A 23119-nucleotide genomic window follows, 5' to 3' on the forward strand; every position below is an offset into this window, starting at 1 on the left:
GGATGTCATGGTTCCCTCCGATCTGAGTTTTCATAGGTGTCGCGGAACTCGGCCCCGATCTCGCCGAGAAAGCGGTCCTCGGCGGCGTGGGCGATCTCGGCCCAGCGTTCGACATAGGCCTGCCACAGCAGCGCCCCGCGGCCGCCCGCCCGCAAGGTGCGCAGCGGCGACGGGTCGCCCAGTTCGGCCTCGATCGCGTCGGGGGCGAAGCGGTCGACCATGCGGCGCAGGGCCGCCTGCAGCCCCTGCCAGCTGCGCATCCGGTGATCGGCGAGATCGCGGAACGCCTCGGCGATGGCGGTGTCGGGGTCCAGATAGCCCCCGCCGCGCGGCGCGATCAGTGCGGCCACCTGTTCGTCGGGCATGACCAGGAACTTCAGCGGGTTCACCTGCTGGGCGCCCAGCAGGGTCGGGGGGACGCGCAGCGCGGTCTTTTCCTCGGACCGGGCCCGCAGAAGGGCGACGATTCCCTCGGTCATCATCCGGTAGCGGCGTCCGACGGCCTCCAGGTCGGGCAGATCATCGCCGGCCGGGTCGAGGCCGGCGCCGCGCAGGAATGCTGCGGTACCATCATCGGGCGCGGCAGCAAACGACTCCGCCGTTGGGGCGAGCGGTTCTGCCGAAGCCGTGGTAAGGGGTTCGGGTCCGGCGGTCCGGGCTGCGGGTGTCTGGGCCGAGGGGCCCCAGTCCCACTCGATGCTGTCCAGCCCCGTCCTGTCCCCACCGATCTTGTCCTCGCCCAGGTCCTCCGGACCAGCGGGGCCGGATGCCGGCCGCTGCGCGGCGGGAACGGGATCGAGCGTGAACGGATCGTCAAAGCCGGGCAGCGCGTCCGCGGCGCCGGGCTGGACCGGGGTCGCGGTGCGCTCGAACGGCTCGGGCAGGTCGGCGGGGCGGGGCGGCGGCGGCGGCACCTCGCGCGGGGCGAAGAACGGGTCCAGGCCGATCCCGGGATCCGGGGCTGCCGCGCCCGCCTGCGCCGGTGCGGAAAGCTCGACCCCTACGACGACATCGCCCAGCCGCAGGCGCATGCCGTCGCGCAGCAGGGCGGTCCGGCCCCGCCCTAGTGGTTGCGGCCCCTCGTCCAGGAACAGCCCGCCCGAACTGGTATCGGTGACCGTCCAGCCGCGATCGGTGGCCTCGATGGAGCAATGCTGGCGCGACATGAACATGCCCGGATCATCCAGATGCCAGTCGCAATCCTCACCACGCCCCACCACCGCCCGCCCGGTTTCCATCCGGAAGGTGTCGGAGGACTGGGGAACGGGGCTCGAGAGAACGGCGAGGCTGAGGGTCATCCGGGCGCCTGCCTTTCGTCCAGCGGCACGACCAGATCGCGCCGATCGCCCCCCGCGCCGCCCGCCAGCCAGGCCGAGCGCCCCAGCGCCGGCCCGGCGCCCAGGACCGGGTCGGGGACCTCGGTCCCGGCCAGGACAAGGCGCAGGTCGAAGCCGATCTCCTCGCCCATGACGAAGCCCAGCAGGCGGCGCAGGGCGTCGCGCGGCGGCCCCGGGCCCATCAGCGCCGCGTATTGGTCAAAGGTCAGGGGACCGACAATAATTTCGGCCTGCGCCTGCGGCTGATAGACGCGCGGACCCAGCATCGCGCCGCCGCCCAGATCAGCATGGGCGCGGCCCAGGGCGCTGGCGAGCCGTGGCGGAATGACCTGCCAGCAGGACCTGAACTCGGCCACCCTGACGGACGCATTCAGAAGGTCGGACAGGACCGCCTCCAGCCGCTCGGGGTTGCGGATCTCGCTGGCGAGGCTGGTGGCGTGGCGCAGAACCAGATGGGGATCGTCGAGCGCCTCGGCGCTGCCCGGCAGGCCGATGCCCGCAAGCGCCGCCAGCATGAGTGTCAGCCGCCCCTCGCCGCCGTGGTCCGCGGCGACGGCGGGCTGGGCGTCGGCGAAGGCCCGATAGTGGAACGCCATCATCCGGTGCTGCAGCAGGTTGCAGAACTCGAGGAAGGTCCGGTCGGCGCCGGGTTCCGGGGACCGGTCGCCGCGGAACCAGCGCTCGGACATGCGTTCCAGGATCCGGCGGCTGAGATGCAGGGGCATCGGACCCTCGGGCCCGAACAGGCCGGTGATCTCGACCGCGATCCAGGCCGGCCGATCGTCCCGGGGCGGGCTCCATGCGGCGACTTCGCAAGGGGCCGGGCTCAGCCGGACCTGCTGGCCCAGGCGGGCAGGCTCGCGCGCCGCCGGTCCGGACCGGCCGAACCCCGATGCCGGGGTCTCCAGCCGCCGCATCAGCTCGAAGGCCTCGATCCCTGCGGGCAGGGTTGGTGCGGCGCTGTCCTGGGTCAGATCCGGGCGCGCAGGCCCGGCCGCATCGGCCATGACGTCTCCTCCTGTTTGCGGACGAGCCGGGTGCGGGTGCGCACGAAGGCGTTCACCGAGGCATGGCGCGCGAACAGACGGTCCAGCAGCGCAGGCAGCAGCAGGTGGCTGGCTCCGGCAAGCAGGTTCTCGTCGATGTCCAGGGTGATCTCGGTGCCCCGCCCGAAGGCAAGCGGCCCGGGCAGGGCCAGGCGTTCGACGATGGGCCGGCTGGAGACGGCGGCAACGGCGCGGGCGTGGCGGGCCAGCGCCGGATCGCCGCGGTCGGCGTAGAGCGCCAGCAGTGCATTCAGCGGCGCGCCGTCACGCCCGGCCTCGGCCAGCGACAGATGGCTGGACGACAGCTGCGCCACCAGCCGCCAGGCGGCATCGGCCGCTTCGGCCTGACCGGCGCTGGGGGCTGTACCCGGCAGGGCGGGCTGCGGGCGGCGCATCGGCGCGATCAGATCGACCCGCATCACCGGCTCTCCGCCTTCGGGTGTCAGGCGGGGCGTGTCGTCAAGGATCGGCAGGTCGCGGTTGGTGCAGAGCGCGCGGATGTCCAGCCGCCGGGGCGCTGCCCCGGATGTCCGTGAAACCGAAATCCAGACGTCGTCGCCCGCGTAGGAGCTCCGCATCCGGCCGCGGCCGATCTCGTCGGTGGCGGGCCTACGGGGGCGGCGTTCCGTCCACCACAGGCCGCCCTCCCCCGACCTCGCTCGGGGCGCGTGAACCGGCGAGAGCAGCCCCGAGTCGCCTTCCCGGTCGGCATCCGCGACCCGGATCGGGCGATAGATCTCGAAATCACGGGTGCGGGCGCGGTCGGCATGGACCGGATGGGCCGTGGCCCGCGGATCGAGTTCGACGAAGTTGCATTCCTTTTCGAACAGGTTGACCAGAGGCGTCGCGAACAGCCGGAAATCATCCCCCGCCAGCCCCGCCAGTTGCGGGGCCGGCCGGGCCAGCAGGACCGCAAGCTCCAGCCCGGCGCCCGCATCGCATTGCCGCGCGGCCGGTGCGATTCCGTCGAGGCGCAGGAAATGAAAGCGCTGGGGCATCAGGAAATAGTCGCGCAGCAGGCGAAATCCCTCGAAGCTCGGCCGGACCCGGGGGGTCAGCCCTTCGTTGTCCTCGACCCCGACCAGGGCGGGGCGGGGAAGGCGGTGACCACCGGCGCTGGTGCCGGCCGGCCGGGCAACGGCGGTGGTGGCGCTGCCGTGGATCGCATCGAACAGCGCGGGCGCCCGCGAACTGCCGGCAAAGCACAGGTCCAGCCGGTCGAGCGCCAGGGCCGAGAATGCCGCAGGTCCGGCTGCACGCAGCGTCACGCGGATCGCGGCCTCGGCGCCCCCGCCCGGTGGCGCGAGGCCGGCAGCAGCCAGCGCCCCCCGGTCGGGCAGGTACGCAGCCGCGTCGAGTGCGATCGGCCACAGTGTCACGTCCTGTGCCGTGGTATACGTCGCGCGGGTGGACAGTCCTTCGTGCAGGGCGGCGCAGAACCGGGTCCCCCGGGCCACGCGGTGCCCTGCCGGCATCGCCTGGACCTGCGGGCCCGGCTGCAGCACGCCCATCCCCATCGCCGGACCCGGCGCGGCAAGATCCGGCCACAGCGCGTCCAGAACGCCGGTCGCGAAGCGCCGGCCCTCGGCCTCGATCTTCAGAGCGGTGCGCGCCGCCATGAAGGCCACCCCTTCCAGCAACCGCTCGACATAGGGATCGGGACAGGGCACCGCATCCAGGGACAGGTTGCGCGCGACATTCGGATGCAGCGCCGCGAATTCCGACGCCAGTCCCCGGATATGATCCAGCTCGGCCTCGTAGGCGGCAAGGAAGGCGCGGTCCATCAGCTCTCCTCCAGCGTCGTCGCGGCGGCACCCGTGTCCAGGTCGATGGTGGTCAGCAGCCGCAGCCGTTCCGGCACCGGCGCCATCAGCAGCAGCCCCTCGATCCGGATGCGCAGCCCCACCCGGGTGCCGGGCTCGACGACCACCCGGATGCTGTCGCGCCGCAGCCGGGGCTCGAACACCGCCAGCACCTCGCGCAACTCGCGGGCCAGCGCCTCGTGGTCGAAATCCCCCGCCCGGCGTCCGGCAAAGGCGGGCACGCCGTAATTCAGGACCGAGCTGCGGACATGGGGAAAGTCGGCCAGCATGTCGGCCGGGTCCTCGGCGCCGCCGGCGATGCCGCGCGGCGCCATGCGGCGCTCCATGTCGGAAAACAGATAGCGGACCTGCAGCCGCTCGACCCCGAACAGGTCCTGGATGTCGCGGCGCACCGCCTCGCGCAGCATCTCCGGCGTGACGTAGATGCCGCGCTCCTGCAGCGCCGCGCGCCGGTTTCGCAGTTGCGCCAGCGCCGCCAGATCCCGGGCATCGTCGGGGTCCAGCCCTGCCACGTCGCCGCCAGGCCGGTCCAGGTGCTCGGCGCCGACCCGGGCGCGCAGCGCCGCTTCGCGGCGGGCAATCTCGGCGGCCAGGCCAGGCAGGTCGTCGATCAGCCGGTCCCACAGGCTGGGCTGCACCGCGTCGCGCCGGCCCTGCAGGGGCGTGGCAGTCCGGGGGCGGTCGAGTGGCGGTCCGGGCATGGCGACGATCCTGCGCGCCCGGCCGTCACTTGGCGGCCATCAGGTCGTACTCGACCTCGTGCTCGTCGCCCTTCGAATGGTCGTCAGCCTGCAGGACATACTTGATCTTGATCTTCTCGAACGAGATTCCGATCTCTTCCGAGATCATGTCGCCTGCGTCTTCGGTGGGCGACGCCTGCTCCATCTCGTAGCCCGAGATCAGGCAGTTGCTCATCGTGATCGTGAGATAATCCAGATGCGCCTCGCCCGAATCCTTGCGGGCGGTGAAGATGATCTCCTTGAACGCCTTGCCCTGCATGCAGGCGAGCGCGAGGTAGGGCGAGGCGGCATCGTACCACTTGCGCAGCGTCAGGTCGCTGACCGTCGCGCGCCCGCGCACCCGGCCCGATCCGGTCGCGGCCGAGCTTTTCTGCGTGGCGGTCAGGCCGACGCCCCAGACGTCGATCTCCCCCTCGTGGTCGGCCCGACGGGACTCCCCGTCGATGCCTTCGATCTTCAGATATCCGGTGAAGGCCATCACACTTCTCCTGTTCCGGCGGGCTGCGGTTCAGATGTGGCGGGTCCCCGCGGCGGGGGCCACGTCGAAGGTCCGGCGGTGCCAGGCCAGAGGCGCGGGCCGGAAGGTCGCGCGCAAAGGGTCACACCCCCTTGACCGAGGGCAGTTCCGAGACCAGCCGCAGTGACGCGTTGATCCCTTCAAGCTGGTAGTGCGGGCGCAGGTAGAACCGCGCAGCGTAGTAGCCGGGTCGCCCCTCGACGCTGTCCACCCTGACCTCGGCCTTGGCCAGCGGGCGGCGGGCCTTGGCCTTGTCATCGGCCATGGCGGTGTTGGCCAGCACATAGCGGTTGATCCATTCGGACAGCCACACCTCCATGTCGGCGCGTTCCTTGAAGGTGCCGATCTTGTCGCGGGCGATCGCCTTGAGGTAATGCGCGAACCGGCAGACCGGCAGCAGATAGGGCAGGTTGGCCGACAGCCGTTCGTTGGCCTGCGCATCGGGATCGACCAGCCGTCCGGCCCGCGCCTCGCAATCCTGCAGGGACTGGGCGCCCAGGAAGGCCGCCACGTCGGTGTTCTTGCGGTGCAGGATCGGCATCAGGCCGAGCCGCGCCAGTTCAAGCTCGCGCCGGTCGTCGATGGCGATCTCGGTCGGGCATTTCATCACCACCGACCCGTCGTCGCTGGGAAAGGTGTGGACCGGCAGGTTGGTGACCGCGCCGCCGGATTCCACGCCGCGGATCTGGCTGCCCCAGCCGTAGAGCTTGTGGCTGCGGTTGATGTTCACCCCCATCGGGAACGCCGCGTTCATCCAGACGTAATGGTCGTGCTTGCCGTCGATCTCCTCCAGGAAGTCGAAGCCCTTGACCGGGATCGTGTCCGGCCCATAGGGCAGCCGGGCCAGCACCCGGGGCAGCGTCAGTCCGATATAGCGCGCATCCTCGCTTTCCCGCAGGCTCTGCCAGGCCGCGTAGTCCGGCGACGACGTCACCATCTTCAGGTCCTGCGGGTTGGGCAGTTCCTGCCAGCTTTCCATGCGGAACAGCCGCGGCGCGGCCGCGGCGATGAAGGGCGCGTGGGCCGACGCACAGATCGCCGACAGGTTGCGCAGCAGGCCGACGTCGCGGGGGTGGTGGCTGAATTCATAGGCCCCCAGGACCGTGCCGAACGGGGCGCCGCCAAAGCTGGAATATTCCTCGGTGTAGAGCTTGCGGAACATGGGCGACTGGTCCCACATCTGCCCTTCGAAATCCTCGAGCTGGTCGGCAAGCTCGTCCTTGGTGATGTTCATCACCCGGATCTTCAGCATCGTGTCGGTTTCGGTGTTGTTCACCAGATAGTGCAGCCCGCGCCATGTCCCTTCCATCTGCCGGATCTCGGGGGCGTGCAGCACCTCGTTCATCTGGGTGGTCAGAAGCTGGTCGATGCCGGCGATCAGCGACTTGATCGAGCGCACCGCGTTGCCGGAGATCGCGGCACTGCCGGCCCTCTCGCGGGCGGCGACCGCGAGATTGGCGACAAGTTCCCGCAGCTTTTCGCTGTCGTCCTCCCTGACGCGGAAATCCTTGTCCAGCAGCGCCCCGAACTCGTCCAGGTCGACGGCCTCGGCGGGGGCGGCGGTTTCGGTGCCCTTGAGTTCCTGTTCGCCCATGGTTCAGCCCTCGGCCTTATCGCCGCCGCTCATCGCCTGTTCGGCGATCCGGGCCAGCAGGGGTTCATCGTTCAGAAGCTGCGCGATGCGCTTTTCGGCGCTGGACTTGCCGTCCATGTAGCTCAGCAGCTCCTCCAGCTTGCGCCGCATCTTCAGCAGTTCGGCAAGTTCGGGGACCTGTTCGGCGATGCGGTCCGGGGCGAAGGCGCCCATGTCGCGGAACGTCAGGTCGAGAAACAGCTCCTCGTCGGGCGCCTCCTCGCCCGGCTTGCCGGGCAGGCGGTTGGGGACGCGGGCGGTGACGCGGGGCGACAGCGCCTCCATGTAGGTCGGGAAACGGCCGGCATCCACCTCGACGAAGCTGCGGTCCGCCGGCGACTTCTGCGCCTCGTGCGACGTCGACTGCCCCGCGAGATCCCCCATGACCCCCATCACGAAGGGCAGCTCGATCGTGGTCGGACTGCCGTAATGCTCGACCTCGTAGGAGATCTGCACCCGCGGCGGGCGATTGCGTTCGATGACCTTGGCCTTGCTCTCGCTCATCGCTGGCTACTCCTTGCTGCGACGGTGTTTCGGTGCCGGTCCTGTCCGGGCGGGTCAGTGGCTCCTGTCCTCGGGTACGCCGGCGATGGTGCGGAACTCCTTCATGCCGCCGGGGGCGATTTCCTCGATCAGCTCGACGAAGTTCATGGGCACCATGCGCTTCATCCGCCGCGCCAGATGCGGCAGCGGCGAGGCGGGCTCGTTGCGTTCGTAGAACCCGATGATCAGGTCCAGGCATGTCTCGACCTCGCGGCGCGACGACAGCCGGGCGGGGAGCCCCGGCGCCGCGCCGCCCGCCGGCAGCTGCGCCGGACCGATCCCCTCATCTGCGCCCTGTTCCACAGGGGGGGCGGGCGCGAGCTGCGCGGCCGGGCTGGCCAGCGTCGCCTGCATCCGCTGCAGCATCTGGCGCAGCGCGGAAAACCGCGTGGGCGGGTCGTCGCCGATCCGGGCGGCCAGCGCCGTCTCGAGCCGGGTGAGCGCCTCGAGCGCGGCCGAAAGCCCCGTCTCCAGCGCGGCCACCGCGTCGGGGTCGAGGTCGCGCGATGCCCGGCAGGCGGTCATCACCCGCACCACCCGCGCGTCGTGGCGGGCCGCGCGCTCCTCCTGTTCGGCCGCCGACAGCCCGGTCGGTCCTTCGGCCGTCAGCATCGCCTGGGTGACGGCGCCGGCCGCCAGATCCGCGCCCGAGACGACCGGCAGGCCGCGCGGCCTGAGCAGGGTGTTGAACTCCAGATCGCCCAGTATCCCGGCGTCCGCGTTCTCGATCTGGTAGAGCGCGTTGATCCGCCGCAAGGCGGCGTCGCGGCCGGACCTGCCCTCGCGCGGGGCGGGGTGCAGGTTGTCCCACCAGTCCTCCACGGTGCTGGCCAGCAGGTTCAGCCCCTCGGCCAGCCCCGCCACGCCGTTCAGGTTGGTCATGATCCGCGCTGCGGTGACCAGCAGCCGCAGGTCGCGCCCCTCCTCGGCCAGCGCCGCCGCCTCGTCCAGCAGCTTTGCCCAGTCCAGCGCCACGTCGCCGGTGTTGCCGCGGGCCAGCTGGTCCGCCCGGACCGCGCGCGCGGCGCCTTCCAGCGCGCGCTCGAGCGCGAGGAACCTCATGTCGTTGCGAAGATCCAGCCCCGCAGAGTCCGGGACGGACAGGGGCGCGAGAAACATAGCAAAAACCTTTTTCGAAAAGGTTGTTTATGCAGTGCGCGATACACGCGAATGATGCCATGACTGCGCCATTTGCGCAATGAATTCCTGCGGCTTTCCAAAAGCGGGGCGGCTCAGGGGCGCAGGTCCAGCACCCGGTAGGTGGCCGCCAGCACGAGATCGGGTCGGGCGGCCTGCCGGGCCGCCACCGCCTCGGCGAACGAGGCCACGGATTCCCGACCGGGGCGCCGCTCGGGGAAAAGCGGGCCCTTGCTGATCAGAATGAACACGCCGGCCTTGCCGAAGTCGCTGTCATTGGCGCGGAACGCGAACCTGCCCCGGCCCACGCCCGGCGCATCCGCCGGCCACAGCACCCGGACGATGCGGACCGCGCCCTCGGCCTGGCCGATGCGGTCGAGCCGGACCTCGCCGTCGTGTTCGTTGGGCAGCAGGTTGTAGACTTCTCCGGTCACCGCGAGGGCCACCCACAGCTCGGCCCCTGGCGTGGCCGCCAGTGCGGCCGGGATCAGCACGTCGACCACGGGATTGTCGCCGGGACGGTAGATTCCGGTCAGCGACGGCTCGGGCCGCGACCCCTCGCTGAGGCGGAGCGTCACGCCGCCGTCCGGCAGCCCGGCCATCGCCGCCCTGATCTGGCAGAGGTCGGGGTTCAGCGTCTCGATCTGCAGCCGCAGGGCCCGCTCGCCCAGGATGGCGCGCAGCGCTTCGGCCATCGCCGCCGCGCTGGCCGCGTCGGGCAGGGTCCCGGCGACCGTCACCGCACCCGGTTCGGGCAGCCCCGTCGCGGGGGCGTCGCTGGTCAGCGGGCCGCAGGTCGCGTGGCGGGCCAGGACGTCATCGATCTGGGCGGCGGTCAGCAGCACCGGCGCGGTCAACCGCAGCCGCAGGGTCATCCCCGAGTCCTGCGCCCAGCCCTCCAGCCGCGCCGCGATGGCGTCGCGGTCCGCGGCCGAGGCCGCATCGCCTGCGATTTCGACGGCCAGATTCGTGGTCGACACCGTCCAATTCTCAAGGCCGTCCAGTTCCGCAAACAACCGCTCCATCGCCGCGGCCCAGCCCGGCGCGGGCATGCCGCGGGCGACGTCCAGCGCCTCCGCCGACAGTGCCCCGCCGGCCGCTGCCGCGGCTGCCGTGGCGATCCGGTCGGCCGCCGCCGTGTCGGGCGCGTGCCCCGACAGCTGCGGCGCGGGGTCCGACCTGGCCTCCAGTCGCCACGGCTCGGCCAGCGGCAGCGCCGGCCAGAGAAGCGGCCGGACCAGAAAAATCCCGACGGCCACCAGCAGGATCGCTGCAAGCCCGACCAGTCCGGCCATCCACCCCCGGCGCCGGCCTTTACCGGCCTCGGCGGCCGCCGTCGCGCGGCCCCGGGCCGGGCTGCGCGGCGCCGGGGTCCGGGCGGGTGACTGCGGCCGGCCCTTGAGCAGCGCGTCCAGCCGGGCAAGCACCGCGTCGGCCGAGGGGGCGCGATCCTCCAGCTTGGGGGCGGCCAGCCACAGGATCAGCCCGGACAGCGGTTCGCCCAGCCCGGCCACGTCCAGCGGCTCGGCCTTGCGGCGGATCATCTCGCCCGGCGTTGCCCCGGCAAACGGCACCTCGCCGCGCGCCGCGGCGGCCAGCGTCGCGCCAAGCGCATAGAGGTCGCTGGCCGGCACCGCCCTGGCCTCGAACTGCTCGGGCGCGGCATATTCGTATTTCCCGGCGAACTGGTTGCCGACCACCGTCCGCGCACCGCTGGCGGTGTCCTTGGCGATGCCGAAATCGATGATCGTCGCGCCCTCGACCCGGCCGTCACGCAGGATGATGTTGTCGGGCGACAGGTCGCGGTGCACCACGCCGCGCGCGTGGGCGACGGCCAGCCCTTCGGCGACCCGGTGCGCGATGATCAGCAGCTCGCGCGGGGTCAGCCGGCGGGTGGTCATCACCTCCGACAGGTCCGGCCCGTCGATGAAGTCCATCACCAGGTAGACATGCCCCTCGTCGGTGCGAGAGCAGTCGCTGTAGCGCACCACCGCGTCGTGGACGAGGTCGCGCATCGCCTCCTCGCGGCGCATCAGTTCCAGATAGCCCTCGTCATCCGAGAACTGCGCGGCCAGCGCCTTGATCGCCACGACCCGGCCGGTGACGAGGCTGCGGGCGCGATACACCTCGCCGGTACCGCCGCGGCCCAGCACCCCCTCGATCGACCAGGTGTTGTTCAGCACCTGACCCTGGCGGAAGATGTCACCGGGCAGAGACGGGATCATGACAACGACCCTTTTCCGCTGCGCCCCCGGGTTCCGGATCCTGCGAAAGTGTTTCCGAAGGCAGCGGTTCTGACATACACTTTCCGCGAGTACAGTGTTCTCCCGGTCCCCGTGGGACGCAAGTCCTGTTTCCTCGCGTCGATGTTTCGCCCCCTGTCCAAGGATGGCCAGAATGACGACCGTGACGTCCCGATCCATCCCCCCGGGCTCGCGAGAGACCGTCAAGCGCAAGGAGCTCGTCGCGCGGCTGGACCCGCTGTGCCTGCGCGCCTTTTCCGACGCGGCCCGGAACGCCAAGACGCGCGGCAACCCCTATGTCGAACTCGCCCATTTCATCGCGGCGCTGGCCGACCGGCAGGACTCGGACCTGTCCCTGATCGGGGCGGCCGCGGGTCTGGATGCGGCGCGGCTCGAGGGCGATCTCGCCCGCGCGCTGGACGCACTGCCGCGCGGGGCCACGGCGGTCGAGGAATTCTCGGACCACATCTTCCATGCGATCCAGGAGGGCTGGACCCGCGCCGCGCTGGAACGCGGCACGGATCAGGTGCGATCCGGCGATATCCTGATCGCCTGCCTGAAGACCCCGGTGCTGGAAGGGCTGCTGCTGCGCATCAGCCCCGAATTCGGCCGCATCGATCCCGACCGGATGGCGCCGGACCTGCCCGACATCCTCGCGTCCTCGGCCGAGGCCGAGGCCGTGCCCGGGGCCGCCCTCGCCGCCGATGCGCCGGTCGGATCCGCCCAGGCACGGCCGGCCGACGGCGCTCTTGCGAGATACGCGACCAACCTGACTGAACGCGCGCGCGCCGGCCGGATCGACCCGGTGGTCGGCCGCGACCCGGAAATCCGGCAGATCATCGACATCCTGATGCGCCGGCGCCAGAACAACCCGATCCTCACCGGCGAGGCGGGGGTCGGCAAGACCGCAGTGGTCGAGGGGTTTGCCCTGCGGCTGGCCCAGGGGGACGTGCCGCCGCAGCTGGCGGCCGTCGACCTGTGGCTGCTGGACATCGGGCTGATGCAGGCCGGCGCCAGCGTCAAGGGCGAGTTCGAAAAGCGCCTGAAGGCGGTGATCGACGAGGTCCAGTCCTCGGCCAAGCCCGTCATCCTGTTCATCGACGAGGCCCATACCCTGATCGGCGCGGGGGGCGCGGCCGGCACCGGCGACGCCGCCAACCTGCTGAAGCCCGCGCTGGCGCGTGGCGAGCTGCGCACCGTCGCCGCGACCACCTGGGCCGAATACAAGCAGCATATCGAAAAGGACCCGGCGCTTACCCGCCGCTTTCAGGTGGTGAAGATCGAGGAACCGTCCGAGGCGGCCGCCGTCGAGATGTTGCGCGGGATGGCGGGCGTGCTGGAAAAGCACCACCGCGTCGAGATCCTCGACGAGGCGATCGGCGCCGCGGTGGCGCTGTCGCACCGCTACATCCCGGCGCGGCAGCTGCCCGACAAGGCGATCAGCCTGCTCGATACCGCCTGCGCCCGCGTCGCCGTCAGCCAGCACGCCACCCCCGCCGAGCTGGAGGATCTGCAGCGCCGCCTGCAGGCGCTGGAGATCGAGGCCGGAATCATCGGGCGGGAGGCGGCGATCGGCATCGACACCGCGAAACGGCAGGACGCCAACGACACGGCCCGCGCCGCCGCGGCGGCGGACCATGCCGCCGCGCTGGACCGGTGGGAGGCGGAAAAGACGCTTGTCGCCGAGATCCTGCAGCTGCGCGCCGAGCTGCGCGGCGAGGGCGTGGCGCTGGACGAGGCCACTGCGGATCAGGCGGCCGAGTCAGGCCCGGCACCGCCCGCGGAGGATGACGCAGCCGACCCGGCGGCAGCGACGGCGGATCTCGGCGTGGAAAGCGCGAGCGAGGATCCACCCGGGCTCGCCGCGCCAGACCCCGCCCCGCTTCTGGCGCGCCTGCGTGCGAAGATGGCCGAGCTGTCCGGAATGCAGGGCGAGCGGCCGCTGATCCTGCCGTCCGTGGACCGTCTGGCGGTGGGGGCGATCGTGCAGGACTGGACCGGGATCCCGGTCGGCCGGATGCTGGCCAGCCAGACCGAACGCGCGCTGGGCCTGGCGGCGGTGCTGGCCGAACGGGTGGTGGGCCAGGATCATGCGATGACCGCCATCGCCAGCCGCATCCAGACCGGGCTGGCGGGCCTTGGCGCCCCGGAAAAGCCGGCCGGCGTGTTCATGCTCTGCGGGCCCTCGGGCGTCGGCAAGACCGAGACCGCGCTGGCGCTGGCCGACGCGCTCTATGGCGGCGAGCAGAACCTGATCTCGATCAACATGAGCGAATTCCAAGAGGCGCATACCGTCTCGACCCTCAAGGGAGCGCCGCCCGGCTACGTGGGCTATGGCAAGGGCGGGGTGCTGACCGAGGCGGTGCGCCGCCGTCCCTACGCGGTGATCCTGCTCGACGAGGTGGAAAAGGCCCATCCCGACGTGCACGAGATCTTCTTCCAGGTGTTCGACAAGGGCACGCTGGACGACAGCGAGGGGCGCCGCATCGATTTCCGCAACACGCTGATTCTGATGACCTCGAATGTCGGGACCGACGAGATCATGGCGCTGACCGATGCGGGCCAGGTGCCGGTCGGGATCGACCGGCTGTCGGCGGCGCTGCGCCCGCCGCTGCTGAAGGTCTTTCCCCCGGCGCTGCTGGGGCGGCTGGTGACGATCCCCTATCTGCCGCTGTCGGACGCGATGATCGAGACCATTGCCAGCCACAAGCTGCGCGCCGTCGCCCGCCGCCTGTCGGCCGCGCATGGGGCCGAGCTGGTCATCGGCGACGGCGTGATGGCGCAGATCCGCGCACGCTGCACCGAGGTGGAATCGGGCGGGCGGATGATCGACGCGATCCTGACGGGAACCCTGCTGCCCGAACTCAGCCGCCGGGTGCTGGAGGCCCGGCTGGAGGGGCAGACCATCGGCCGGGTCACGGTCACCGGCGGGCCCGACGGGTTCGCCTACGCGTTCGACTGAGGCGATGCCGTGCAGGTCCTGGACCAGACCCGCTTTCCCCACCAGACGGGGGCGGGCATGGACGTGGCCGGCCGCAGCTTCGTCACCCTGACCGTCAAGGGCAGCTTCGCGTTCCCCGACCGCGAAAGCGACCCGCCGCTGCCGCTGGACGCGCCGCGGCCGCTGGTCATGGCCGACGAATATACCGGGGCGCCCGGGTTTTCCGCGCCGCTGTGGGAAAGCGATTTCGCCTTTCGCAAGCCGCTGTGCGACGTGGTGCTGAACGGTGCCGCCCATGCGCCGGGCGGCCGCGCGGTCGAGCGGCTGCGCGTGGGCCTTGCCGTCGGGGCCTGGTCCAAGCAGCTGGACGTGGTGGGCCAGCGGCAATGGCGCACCCTGGGCCCCGCGATCACCGCCACCCGGCCCTATCCCTTCACGCGGATGCCGTTTTCCTATGACACCGCCTTTGGCGGCCCCGACCGCAGCCGCCCGCCCGGCCCCGACGTGCCGGTCTATGCGGCGAACCCGGTGGGGCTGGGCTTCGCCACCCCCCGGGGCGGCGATCCCGCCGGTCTGGCGCTGCCCAACACCGAGGCGCCGGGCGAGGGGGTGACGTCGCCCTATCGCAGCTACCGGCCGGTGGCGCTGGGCCCCTATGGGCGTGGCTGGCCGCTGCGGCTGCCCTTCGGCGGCACCTATGACGACGCGTGGCTGGCCGAGACCGCGCCGTTCCTGCCCCCCGACTTCGACGAGCGCTACTACCAGATGGCGCCGCCCGATCAGCAGATCGCCCCGCCGGCGCCGTTCACCCCTGTCGTGCTGGTGCATCTGACCCCGCGCGGCCGCGAGGCGTTCCGGCTGCCCGATACCCGCCTGCCGATCCGCATCTGGCGCGGCGCCGAGGTCTGCCTCGACGCCCAGGTGCTGCCCGACACCCTGCTGTTCGACGCCGAGGCGCGCGTCTTCATGCTGGTCTGGCGCGTCTCGGTCCCGGTCCGCCGCACCCTTGCCGAATTCTCCCGCGCCTGGATCGGCGCCCCGACCGCCGCCATGCTGCGCGCCGAGCGCGAGGGCCGCGGCTATCTGCGGCTGCCCGGCCTGACCGACGACGCCCCGGAGGACGCGGAGGCCGCGCCGTGATCGGCGTCCGGGCGGCGGGGATGGTCACGGCCGTCGGGCTGGACTGGGCCGCATCCGCCGCGGCGATCCGCGCCCGTCTGGACGGTTTCGCCGAAACCCGGTTCGTCGCCGCGGGCGGCTGGCGGATCGGCGCCCCGGTGCCGCTGCCGCGCAACTGGATCGGGCCCCGCCGCATGGCGCATCTAGCCGCCGGCGCCCTGGCCGACATCCTGCGCCAGGACCCCGGCGCGCGCGACGCCGCGCTGATCCTGTGCCTGGCCGAGGACTCCCGCCCCGGCCGCCCGGTCGTCGACCCCGCCGCCCTGCTGCGCAGCCTGGCCGCGATCCTGGGCCTGCCCGAACGGAGCGCGCATGTGGTCCAGCACGGGCGTCCCTCGGGCTTTGTCGCGTTGGGCCGGGCGCGGCGGATGCTCGCGGCCGGGCAGGCCGGGCAGGTGGTGGTGCTGGGCCTCGACAGTTACCTGACCGGGCCGGCGATCGCCCGCTACGCGGGGCAGGCGCGGCTGCTGCAGGACGGCAACGCCGACGGGTTCATCCCCGGCGAGGCGGCGGCGGCGGTGCTGCTGGGCGCGGGCGGGCCGCTGCGGCTGACCGGGCTGGGCCTGGCGCGCGAGGCGGCATACCTGGGCAATGGCGCGGATGCGGGGGGCGAGGACCTGCCGCTGCGCGGCGACGGCATGGCGGCCGCCTATCGCACCGCGCTGGCCGAGGCGGAAACCGACCTCGCCCATGTCGAGTACCGCATCTCGGACCTGCCCGGCGAACAGCATTTCTTCCGGCAGGCCGCGCTGATGACGCTGCGGCTGGAACGCGGCCGCACCGCCTTCCAGGACCTGTGGAGCCCGGCCGAGAGCTTGGGCAACATCGGCGCGGCGGTGGTGCCGGCGATGCTGGGCATGGCGCTGGCCGCCGCGCGCAAGGGCTATGCGCCGGGCTCGCCGGTGCTGATCGAGGCCTCGGGTGACGACGGGGCCTGCGGGGCGGCGGTCCTGCACGAGGCCCGCGGCCCGGCGCGGCGTGTCTCGGTCGAGGACCGCTTCCGCGCGGAGGCGGCGCGATGAGCAACGTGTTCGCCAACGGCCTCGAGATCAGCGGCAAGGCCGTGGACGCGAAGACCATTGCCGCCTTCCCCGACACCTGCTTCACCCCGCCCGAGAACCCGGCGACCCCACCGGGCGTGCCGGTGCCCTACCCGAGCTTCGGCTTCGCCTCCGACACCGAGGACGGGACCGGAACGGTCTTCATCGGCGGCAAGACAGTCAACATCAAGAACAAGTCCGACCTGACGAAGACGTCGGGGACCGAGGCGGGCTGCGCGGCCAAGAAGGGCGTCATCACCTCGAAGAACACCGGGAAGGAGTATTTCAACTCCTGGTCCAACGACGTGAAGTTCGACGGCGAGCCGGTGATCCGGATGTCGGACCTCGCGACGAACAACCATGCCTCTCCGGCGGGTAATACTTGCCCTTGGCCGCACTTAGCCAAGGTCGATGTCGTTTGGGCGCGCTGCGAGCAGATTTTCATTGACCTTAAGGTTCATAAGCACGGTGACAAGACAAGCGCCTGTAGCGCGAACGAAGAGTCGGACCACATCATGCAGAACGCGTACTTCACCACTGGACAACGGATCGAACGCATTTCGGCCACGACCGGGCTGCCGAAGGTCGTTCCGGGCTCGCGCAATCACTACCGACGCGGCTGGGGCTCAAACGACTCGCGCGAGGGCTACCGCTGCGGCGCGGCTCCCGCGATCTGCCTTGAGGAGCAGACAGGCAACGGCACCGCGCACGACCTCAAGACCACAAAGCAGAAGCAGCAGGCCGCGGCACATCAGGCGGCCGGCCGGCGAAGCCTCACGTTCGCGGAAGCCAAGCAAGATTCGATGGACGCGATGGTGGCGAGTGGCAAGATTGACAATCCGTCCACCGAATACGACTGCATCAGTGACTTGATTGACGCCGTGTTCGAGAGCCAGATGGGGATCGGCCCCGCCGCGCTTGAGAAGAAGACCTGCCGTGTTCCGGGCGTCGTGCCCAAAGCCATATTGGACAGGACATGATACACAGCTGCATCGGGCTCGAGTTCCTGAACGACCGCGAGCTTTACGTACTAACCACGCACAAGGAAGGCGAGGAGTTCGAATCGCGCATCTTCGGTTACGATATCGAAACCGGCGCGATCAGCCTGATGTTCATTTTTGAGAACTGGATCAAGCGGTTCGCGATTATCGGAAAGGAGGCCGTTTGGGCGTCGCAGTGGGACGATTCGATTTATATGACCAGCGCCGACGCTGACGAGCATTACCATTTGACCGTCGGCTGCATCACCGATTTCAAGCTGCTGCCAGACGGGGGGATCGTCGTCGTCGGCTTGGACGGCGCCGTCGCGCTTCTCTCTGCCGATCGCCGACCCTCTAGCGTGCCCACCCGCATCGACCGCGACATCCTTTATTGCCTGCCCGGCGCGGGCGGGATCGTCCATGGCTGCGGCGCGCGCGGCTTATACTTTGAGATGAATTCCGACCGGCGCGTCGATGTCACCGACCTGCAAACGAACTGCTTCCTGACATCGCTCTGCCTGTCACCCTCGGGCGACCTCCTCGTCAGCGGCCGTGGCATCCTGATGAAGAAGAAAGGCGCGGTCGTCGAGGTGATCGCCGAGGGCACCGACTTCTACGACGCGATCTGGCGTAACGACAGCTTCTACGTCTGCGCGGGCACAAAGGGTATCAAGCGCATCGGCGCGGCTGCGCTGACCGACATCTCGGATGTGCCCAGCTATTGCATCGCCCAGACTGAGTCCGCCATCGCCGCAGGCGGCCTCGACGCCTTCACCATTTATCGCGATGGCGAGCGGCGCAGGGTGCCTTTCGACCGCGACTTCCTCACGCAGATCCAGGTCTGACAGGCCGGTCCGACCGCCAGAGGTCGGCCCAACATGCCGGACAGAAGCGGATCATCACGATCGTGGCGCCGCTTTACGCGTTCGAACAGGCCGACATCCGTGACCGCGCCGCGCTGGACCGCGTGTTTGCCATGCACCAGCCCGACGCGGTAATGCATGTGGCAGCGGAAAGCCATGTTGACCGGTCGATCGACGGCCCCGGTGCGTTCATCGAAACGAACGTCACCGGTACCTACAACCTGCTTGAGCCGTTCCCGGCGCGACTTGTACCAACGCGTTCCAGAAACTTTCCTACGATTGCCCCACTCCGCTTCGTGGCCGGTCTCAAGCCGAAGCCGACGCCAAATACGCCCGCACCCGGTCTAGATCCAACCCCGCCACCCGCAGCCCCTCGGCCCCGGGCTGCAGCATCCGCACCACGAACAGCTCCCCCGCCTCCGGGTACTCCGCCCAGCGTTCCTCCGCCACCCGCAGCCCCTCGGCACCCGCCACCCGCAGCCCGTCCAGATGCGCCTCCAGCCGCTCCAGCAGCCGGGCGATGCGCAGCGCGTCCATTTCCGGGTTCTCCTCGGGGAACAGCATCGCGCGGTCATAGACCGTCCACAGGAATGCCGCCTGCTCGGCGTGCTGGCGCAGGATCTCGGGCAGGACGGGGGCGGGCGGATACATCAGTTCAGGTTGATCGAGCCGCCCCGGATCCGGTTCGAGGCCGAGGCATGGCTGACCAGATACGTCCCGCGGATGGTGACGTGGCCGTCCGCCTCCATCACGATCGACGCCTTGCCGCAGCGCAGTTCCAGCCGCTGCCCTGCGGTGATCCGCAGCGGCTCGCCATCGCGGACCACGGACGGACCCTGCGGGACGGGGCCGACGATGCGGCCGATCACCAACGGCCGGGCCATGTCGCCGTCCTCGAACAGCAGCGCCAGCTCGGCCCCGATATCCGCGGGCTCGAAGCGCACCAGGCTGCGGGCGGGGATCGCCTGGGCCGAGGGGTTGCCGGCAAAGACGACCAGCGGGCGGCCGTCCTCCAGCCCCAGCAGCATCCCGATCACCACACCGTCCCGGATCGCCTCGCCGATCATGCCGCGCCCTCCCCGTCCGGCGAATGCAATCATAGCACGAGGCGGGGCGGTTTTCACGCGCGATGCGGCGCGGTGGAGGATGCCCGTCGACAATCGCACCGGCAGGAGCGTTCGCCGCGAAGCGGCGTCGCGGCGATCCGACTGCGGCTCGAAGACGCCCCCCGTCCTGCCGGTGCCGGCCCATCGACAAATGCCTGCGGGAGACAGGGCTGCCGGCGCAGCCAGTTGCACGCTGGCCGCCCGCCATCGTCGACCACGCCGCCCGGCGGTAGACCTTCGCGCCGGAATTCCATCGCGGCGGTCCTTTCGCCCGGTCCGGGAAGCGTGGCACATACGTCCGGTATCCACCCCTCACCCGTTCCCACGCCCGTATCCGGCTGGAAAGGAGAATCCCCTTTGACACCCCGCCTGTTCACCCCCTTCGACGTGGGCCGCCTCAGGCTCGCCAACCGGATCGTCATCGCGCCGATGTGCCAGTATTCGGCCGTCGATGGCTGCATGAACGACTGGCACCTCATCCATCTCGGCCATCTCGCGCTCTCCGGCGCCGGGCTGCTGACGATCGAGGCGACCGCCGTGGTCCCCGAGGGCCGGATCACCTTCGCCGATGTCGGGCTCTGGTCCGACGAGACCGAGGCGGCGATGGCGCGCACCCTGGACGGCGTCCGCCGCTGGTCCGACATGCCGATCGCCATCCAGCTGGCCCATGCCGGCCGCAAGGCCTCCTGCGACGTCCCCTGGAAGGGTGGCCGGCAGATCCCGCCGCAGAGCGCGCATGGCTGGCAGACCGTCGCGCCCAGCCCGGCCGCCTTCCAAGACGGCGAGAACGCGCCGGCGGCGCTGGACAAGGCGGGGCTCGACCGGATCCGGACCGGCTTTGCCGAGGCGGCGCGACGGGCGGCCCGGCTGGGCATCGACGCGGTGCAGATCCACGCCGCGCACGGCTACCTGCTGCACCAGTTCCTGTCGCCGCTGTCGAACCGGCGCGACGATGCCTATGGCGGCAGCCTGGACAACCGGATGCGCCTGACGCTGGAGGTGTTCGACGCGGTGCGCGACGCCTTTCCCGCCGATCGCCCGGTCACGGTGCGGGTGTCGGGAACCGACTGGGTGGAGGGCGGCTGGGACATCGACCAGACCATCGCGCTCGCCCAGGCCCTGCAGGCGCGGGGCTGCGACGCGCTCAACGTGTCCAGCGGCGGGCTGGACCCGCGCCAGCAGATCCCGCTCGGGCCCAGCTATCAGGTGCCGCTCGCGCGCGCCGTCAGGCAGGCGACGGGGATGCCGGTGGTCGCGGTCGGGCTGATCACCGACTATGAGCAGGCCGAGGCGATCGTGGGCACCGGGGACGCCGACTTCGTCGGGCTGGCCCGGACCATCCTCTATGATCCGCGCTGGCCGTGGCACGCCGCGGCGCATCTGGGCGGCAGCGTCCGGGCGCCGGACCAGTACCTGCGCTCGCAGCCGCGCCAGTACAAGGCGCTGTTCGACATCGCGGGCAGCGCCGAGAGCTGAGCGCCCCCTCGCCCGGCGCCGCCGGTCCGGGGCGGCGCCGGGCCTAGCCCCCTCTCGACGCAGCGGCCCGTTGATGCATGATGGCAGCGGATCGCGGCAGGGGAGGGCCAGGCACATGAAGGTCGATGTCATACAGGGGCGGGGCTTCGGCGGCCCGGACGTGCTCGAGCTGTCGTCCGAGGACCTGCCGCAACCCGGGCCGGGCGAGGTCCTGGTGCGCCACGCCGCGATCGGCGTGAACTTCATCGACATCCTGCAGCGCCGGGGCGAGCTGGGGCGCGATCTGCCCTATCGCCTCGGGCTCGAGGCGGCTGGCGAGGTGCTGGCGACCGGCCCGGACGTCACTGACCTCGCCGAGGGCGACCGGATCGCCTACGCGGGCGGCCCGATGGGGGCCTATGCCGGGGCCCGGCTGCTGCCCGCCGCGCGGGCGGTGCGCCTGCCGGACGGCATCGACGCGGACACGGCGGCGGCGACCTTCTTCAAGGGGCTGACGGCGGATTACCTGGTCCACCGGATGCGCCCGATCGCGGCCGGCGACGCGGTGCTGTTCACCGCCGCCGCGGGCGGGGTCGGGCAGCTGGCCGTGCCGATGCTCAAGGTGGCCGGCGCCACCGTGATCGGCACCGTCGGCAGCGCCGACAAGGTCCAGGCGGCGCGCGACGCCGGCTGCGACCATGTGCTGGTGCTTGGGACGGGCCAGGACGCAGGGCAGGCCGCCGACCGGATCCGCGACTGGACCGGCGGCCGCGGCGTCGCCATCGCCTATGATTCGATCGGCCGCGCGACCTTCGACCTGTCGCTGTCCGCCCTGGCGCGGTTCGGGCTGCTGGTCAGCTATGGCTGGGCGTCGGGCGATGTCGACCCGGTGCCGCTGGCCCGGCTGCGCGAGATGGGGTCGCTGTTCGTCACCCGGCCCACCATCGCCCACTACACCGAACGGCGTGAGGATCTGACCGCGGGGGCCGCGCGGGTCTTCGCGGCGCTGCAGGACGGCACCATCCGCCCCCATGTCCACGCGACCCTGCCGCTGGCGCAGGCCGGCGCCGCGCAGGCGCTGATCGAGAGCCGCGCGACCCGCGGCTCGGTGATCCTGAAGCCGGACTGAGAACCCACCCGGCGCGCCCGCGCCACCCGCGGGGCACGGCGGCGGCCGAGCGAGCTCACCCCCCGCCGCGCCGGGACCGCGTGATGCCGTCCTGCCGCCTCGTCCGTCCGCAACGACGCGATGCCGCGCGGCATCACTGCGCCGCGCGGCCTCCTTTCGCTTCGCTGCTGCGCGCTGCCGGCGCGCCAGTCCGTCAGTGCCGCGGCCCAGCGACCTCCAGGAAGAACCGGACCATCTCGGCGCTGGCATCCGGCCCGACGGGGTCGGTGTAGGACCCGGCCGGACTGCCGCCAGACCAGGCGTGGCCCAGCCCGTCCACCTGCCAGTATTCGACCGCGGCCCGCCCGTCGGGCGCCGCGATGACCGCGCGGGAATAGCTGCGCCCGTTCCGCTCGCCCTTGTCGATGATCTCGGGCCCCGCGGTACCGGGCTGGTCGGCGATGCGGCGGCCGTTCACCGGGGCGACGGTGCGGTCGGCGGTGCCGTGGAACACGATGGTGGGGATGTCCCGCACGGTGCCGGGCTGGTCCTGCCCCGGCGCCGGCGTGCCGGCCATTGCCGCAAAGGCCGACGGCACGTCGGTCGCGGCCCGATAGGGCAGCCCCGAATGCGCCCCCACCGCCGCGAACAGGTCGCCATGGCTCTGGCCCAGGATCACCGCCATCGCGGCCCCGGCCGACAACCCGGCGACGAACACCCGGTCCCGCGGCACGTCGTGCTGCGCCACGAATTTTTCGGTCAGGCCGGCCAGGATCGCCGGTTCCCCGGCGCCCCGTGCCTGATCGCCCGGCGCAAACCAGTTCCAGCAGGACTTCATGTTCGCCCCCCGCGACTGGGCGGGATAAAGGACGATCAGGCGCTGTTCCTCGGCCAGCCGGTTCATGTCGGTGCCGGCGGCGAAATCGACCGGCGACTGGGTGCAGCCATGCAGCATCAGGATCAGCCCCGCCGGCGGCGCGTCGCCCAGGTCGGGAACATAGGCCCGATAGTCGCGGCTGCCCGCCGCGCAGGTAAAGGTGCCGCTGTCGAACCGGGCGCCCTCGGGCAGCGGCGGCAGCCGTGCCTCGTCGGTCCGCCCCGGCTGCGGCTTCGCCCGGGCCAGCCCGGCCAGCGTGTCGCGCAAGTTCCGGCCGATCTTTCCGCGCCGCCGCTTGCGGTCGGGCTTTTCGGCGCGCGCGGGCGAGGGGGTAGGCGTGGGCCCGGTCAGGTCCGTCGGCACCGACACATAGGTGGGCAACGATGCGAAGGCGGGCCGAGCCATCGGCTGCGCCCCGGTCGTGCCGGATGTCTGGCCGCCCAGCGAGGCGAGGATCAGGTCGGTTGCGGCGGCGGCATTTCCGGCGCGCACAAGATCGGTCGCCTGGCGCATGGCCAGTGCGAAGTCATGGTTCATGGTGTGGTCCTTGG

At 71.2% G+C, this 23119-nt stretch carries 19 protein-coding genes and 1 pseudogene; 8 read left to right on the plus strand and 12 right to left on the minus strand.

Annotated elements, in window-relative coordinates; genetic code table 11:
• Window positions 1-5: 5 nt before the first annotated feature.
• The 9 genes from tagH to Q0938_RS12830 all read right to left on the minus strand — a co-directional run bounded on the left by tagH (window position 6) and on the right by Q0938_RS12830 (window position 11001).
• Window positions 6-1298 (minus strand): type VI secretion system-associated FHA domain protein TagH, encoded by a 1293-nt coding sequence (gene tagH / locus Q0938_RS12790; protein WP_299362927.1) that lies wholly within the window; start codon window positions 1296-1298, stop codon window positions 6-8.
• A complete protein-coding gene (gene tssG / locus Q0938_RS12795; RefSeq protein WP_299362929.1) occupies window positions 1295-2344 on the minus strand; it encodes a type VI secretion system baseplate subunit TssG in 1050 nt (349 codons plus the stop codon). Before tssG ends, tagH begins: the two co-directional genes overlap by 4 nt.
• Window positions 2308-4167, minus strand: a complete 1860-nt coding sequence (gene tssF / locus Q0938_RS12800; RefSeq protein WP_299362931.1) for a type VI secretion system baseplate subunit TssF — start codon at window positions 4165-4167, stop codon at window positions 2308-2310. The genes tssG and tssF overlap by 37 nt, the downstream gene beginning before the upstream one ends.
• Window positions 4167-4907 (minus strand): GPW/gp25 family protein, encoded by a 741-nt coding sequence (locus Q0938_RS12805; RefSeq protein ID WP_299362934.1) that lies wholly within the window; start codon window positions 4905-4907, stop codon window positions 4167-4169. Before Q0938_RS12805 ends, tssF begins: the two co-directional genes overlap by 1 nt.
• Window positions 4908-4932: 25 nt before the next feature.
• On the minus strand, window positions 4933-5424 hold the full coding sequence (locus Q0938_RS12810) for a type VI secretion system tube protein Hcp (protein WP_299362936.1): 492 nt from the start codon (window positions 5422-5424) through the stop codon (window positions 4933-4935).
• Between the two features lie 121 nt (window positions 5425-5545).
• Window positions 5546-7057, minus strand: coding sequence for a type VI secretion system contractile sheath large subunit (gene tssC, locus Q0938_RS12815; protein ID WP_299362938.1), 1512 nt, complete (start codon window positions 7055-7057; stop codon window positions 5546-5548).
• A gap of 3 nt (window positions 7058-7060) precedes the next feature.
• A complete protein-coding gene (gene tssB / locus Q0938_RS12820; protein WP_299362941.1) occupies window positions 7061-7600 on the minus strand; it encodes a type VI secretion system contractile sheath small subunit in 540 nt (179 codons plus the stop codon).
• Window positions 7601-7654: 54 nt separating this feature from the next.
• Entirely contained in the window at window positions 7655-8758 is a 1104-nt protein-coding gene (locus Q0938_RS12825; protein ID WP_299362943.1) for a type VI secretion system ImpA family N-terminal domain-containing protein, read from the minus strand.
• 113 nt (window positions 8759-8871) lie between these two features.
• The gene (locus tag Q0938_RS12830; RefSeq protein WP_299362945.1) at window positions 8872-11001 is read right to left on the minus strand and encodes a serine/threonine-protein kinase; all 2130 of its coding nucleotides are present in this window, start codon (window positions 10999-11001) and stop codon (window positions 8872-8874) included.
• A 196-nt stretch (window positions 11002-11197) separates the two neighbouring features.
• Here Q0938_RS12830 and tssH point away from each other — a divergent pair, with 196 nt between their 5' ends.
• The 6 genes and pseudogenes from tssH to Q0938_RS19420 all read left to right on the plus strand — a co-directional run.
• Window positions 11198-13981: a type VI secretion system ATPase TssH gene (gene tssH, locus Q0938_RS12835; RefSeq protein WP_299363119.1), complete on the plus strand. Its 2784-nt coding sequence runs from the start codon at window positions 11198-11200 to the stop codon at window positions 13979-13981.
• Between the two features lie 9 nt (window positions 13982-13990).
• Window positions 13991-15100: a DUF2169 domain-containing protein gene (locus Q0938_RS12840; RefSeq protein WP_299362947.1), complete on the plus strand. Its 1110-nt coding sequence runs from the start codon at window positions 13991-13993 to the stop codon at window positions 15098-15100.
• Window positions 15097-16161, plus strand: a complete 1065-nt coding sequence (locus Q0938_RS12845; RefSeq protein WP_299362949.1) for a 3-oxoacyl-ACP synthase — start codon at window positions 15097-15099, stop codon at window positions 16159-16161. Before Q0938_RS12840 ends, Q0938_RS12845 begins: the two co-directional genes overlap by 4 nt.
• Window positions 16158-17159 carry a DUF4150 domain-containing protein gene (locus Q0938_RS12850; RefSeq protein WP_299362950.1) on the plus strand — a complete coding sequence of 334 codons (1002 nt, stop codon included), beginning with the start codon at window positions 16158-16160 and terminating at the stop codon, window positions 17157-17159. The genes Q0938_RS12845 and Q0938_RS12850 overlap by 4 nt, the downstream gene beginning before the upstream one ends.
• Window positions 17156-18004 carry a hypothetical protein gene (locus tag Q0938_RS12855; protein ID WP_299362952.1) on the plus strand — a complete coding sequence of 283 codons (849 nt, stop codon included), beginning with the start codon at window positions 17156-17158 and terminating at the stop codon, window positions 18002-18004. The genes Q0938_RS12850 and Q0938_RS12855 overlap by 4 nt, the downstream gene beginning before the upstream one ends.
• Window positions 18001-18240, plus strand: a pseudogene (locus tag Q0938_RS19420) (GDP-mannose 4,6-dehydratase); the annotation flags it as partial. The gene Q0938_RS12855 and the pseudogene Q0938_RS19420, both read left to right, overlap by 4 nt.
• A gap of 88 nt (window positions 18241-18328) precedes the next feature.
• Here the strand turns inward: Q0938_RS19420 and Q0938_RS12860 are convergent.
• Both Q0938_RS12860 and Q0938_RS12865 read right to left on the minus strand, forming a co-directional pair.
• A complete protein-coding gene (locus Q0938_RS12860; RefSeq protein ID WP_299362954.1) occupies window positions 18329-18673 on the minus strand; it encodes a hypothetical protein in 345 nt (114 codons plus the stop codon).
• Window positions 18673-19089: a DUF6484 domain-containing protein gene (locus tag Q0938_RS12865; RefSeq protein WP_299362957.1), complete on the minus strand. Its 417-nt coding sequence runs from the start codon at window positions 19087-19089 to the stop codon at window positions 18673-18675. Before Q0938_RS12865 ends, Q0938_RS12860 begins: the two co-directional genes overlap by 1 nt.
• A gap of 396 nt (window positions 19090-19485) precedes the next feature.
• On the opposite strand from Q0938_RS12865, the gene Q0938_RS12870 reads away from it, so the two are divergent.
• Together Q0938_RS12870 and Q0938_RS12875 are read left to right on the plus strand one after the other, a co-directional pair.
• A complete protein-coding gene (locus tag Q0938_RS12870) occupies window positions 19486-20604 on the plus strand; it encodes an NADH:flavin oxidoreductase/NADH oxidase (protein ID WP_299362959.1) in 1119 nt (372 codons plus the stop codon).
• A gap of 115 nt (window positions 20605-20719) precedes the next feature.
• Window positions 20720-21712 carry a quinone oxidoreductase gene (locus Q0938_RS12875; RefSeq protein ID WP_299362961.1) on the plus strand — a complete coding sequence of 331 codons (993 nt, stop codon included), beginning with the start codon at window positions 20720-20722 and terminating at the stop codon, window positions 21710-21712.
• A gap of 193 nt (window positions 21713-21905) precedes the next feature.
• Here the strand turns inward: Q0938_RS12875 and Q0938_RS12880 are convergent, their stop codons facing one another.
• Entirely contained in the window at window positions 21906-23105 is a 1200-nt protein-coding gene (locus Q0938_RS12880) for a PHB depolymerase family esterase (RefSeq protein ID WP_299362962.1), read from the minus strand.
• Window positions 23106-23119: the final 14 nt, after the last annotated feature.

The organism is uncultured Paracoccus sp., assembly GCF_947496875.1.
Taxonomy (GTDB): Bacteria; Pseudomonadota; Alphaproteobacteria; order Rhodobacterales; family Rhodobacteraceae; genus Paracoccus.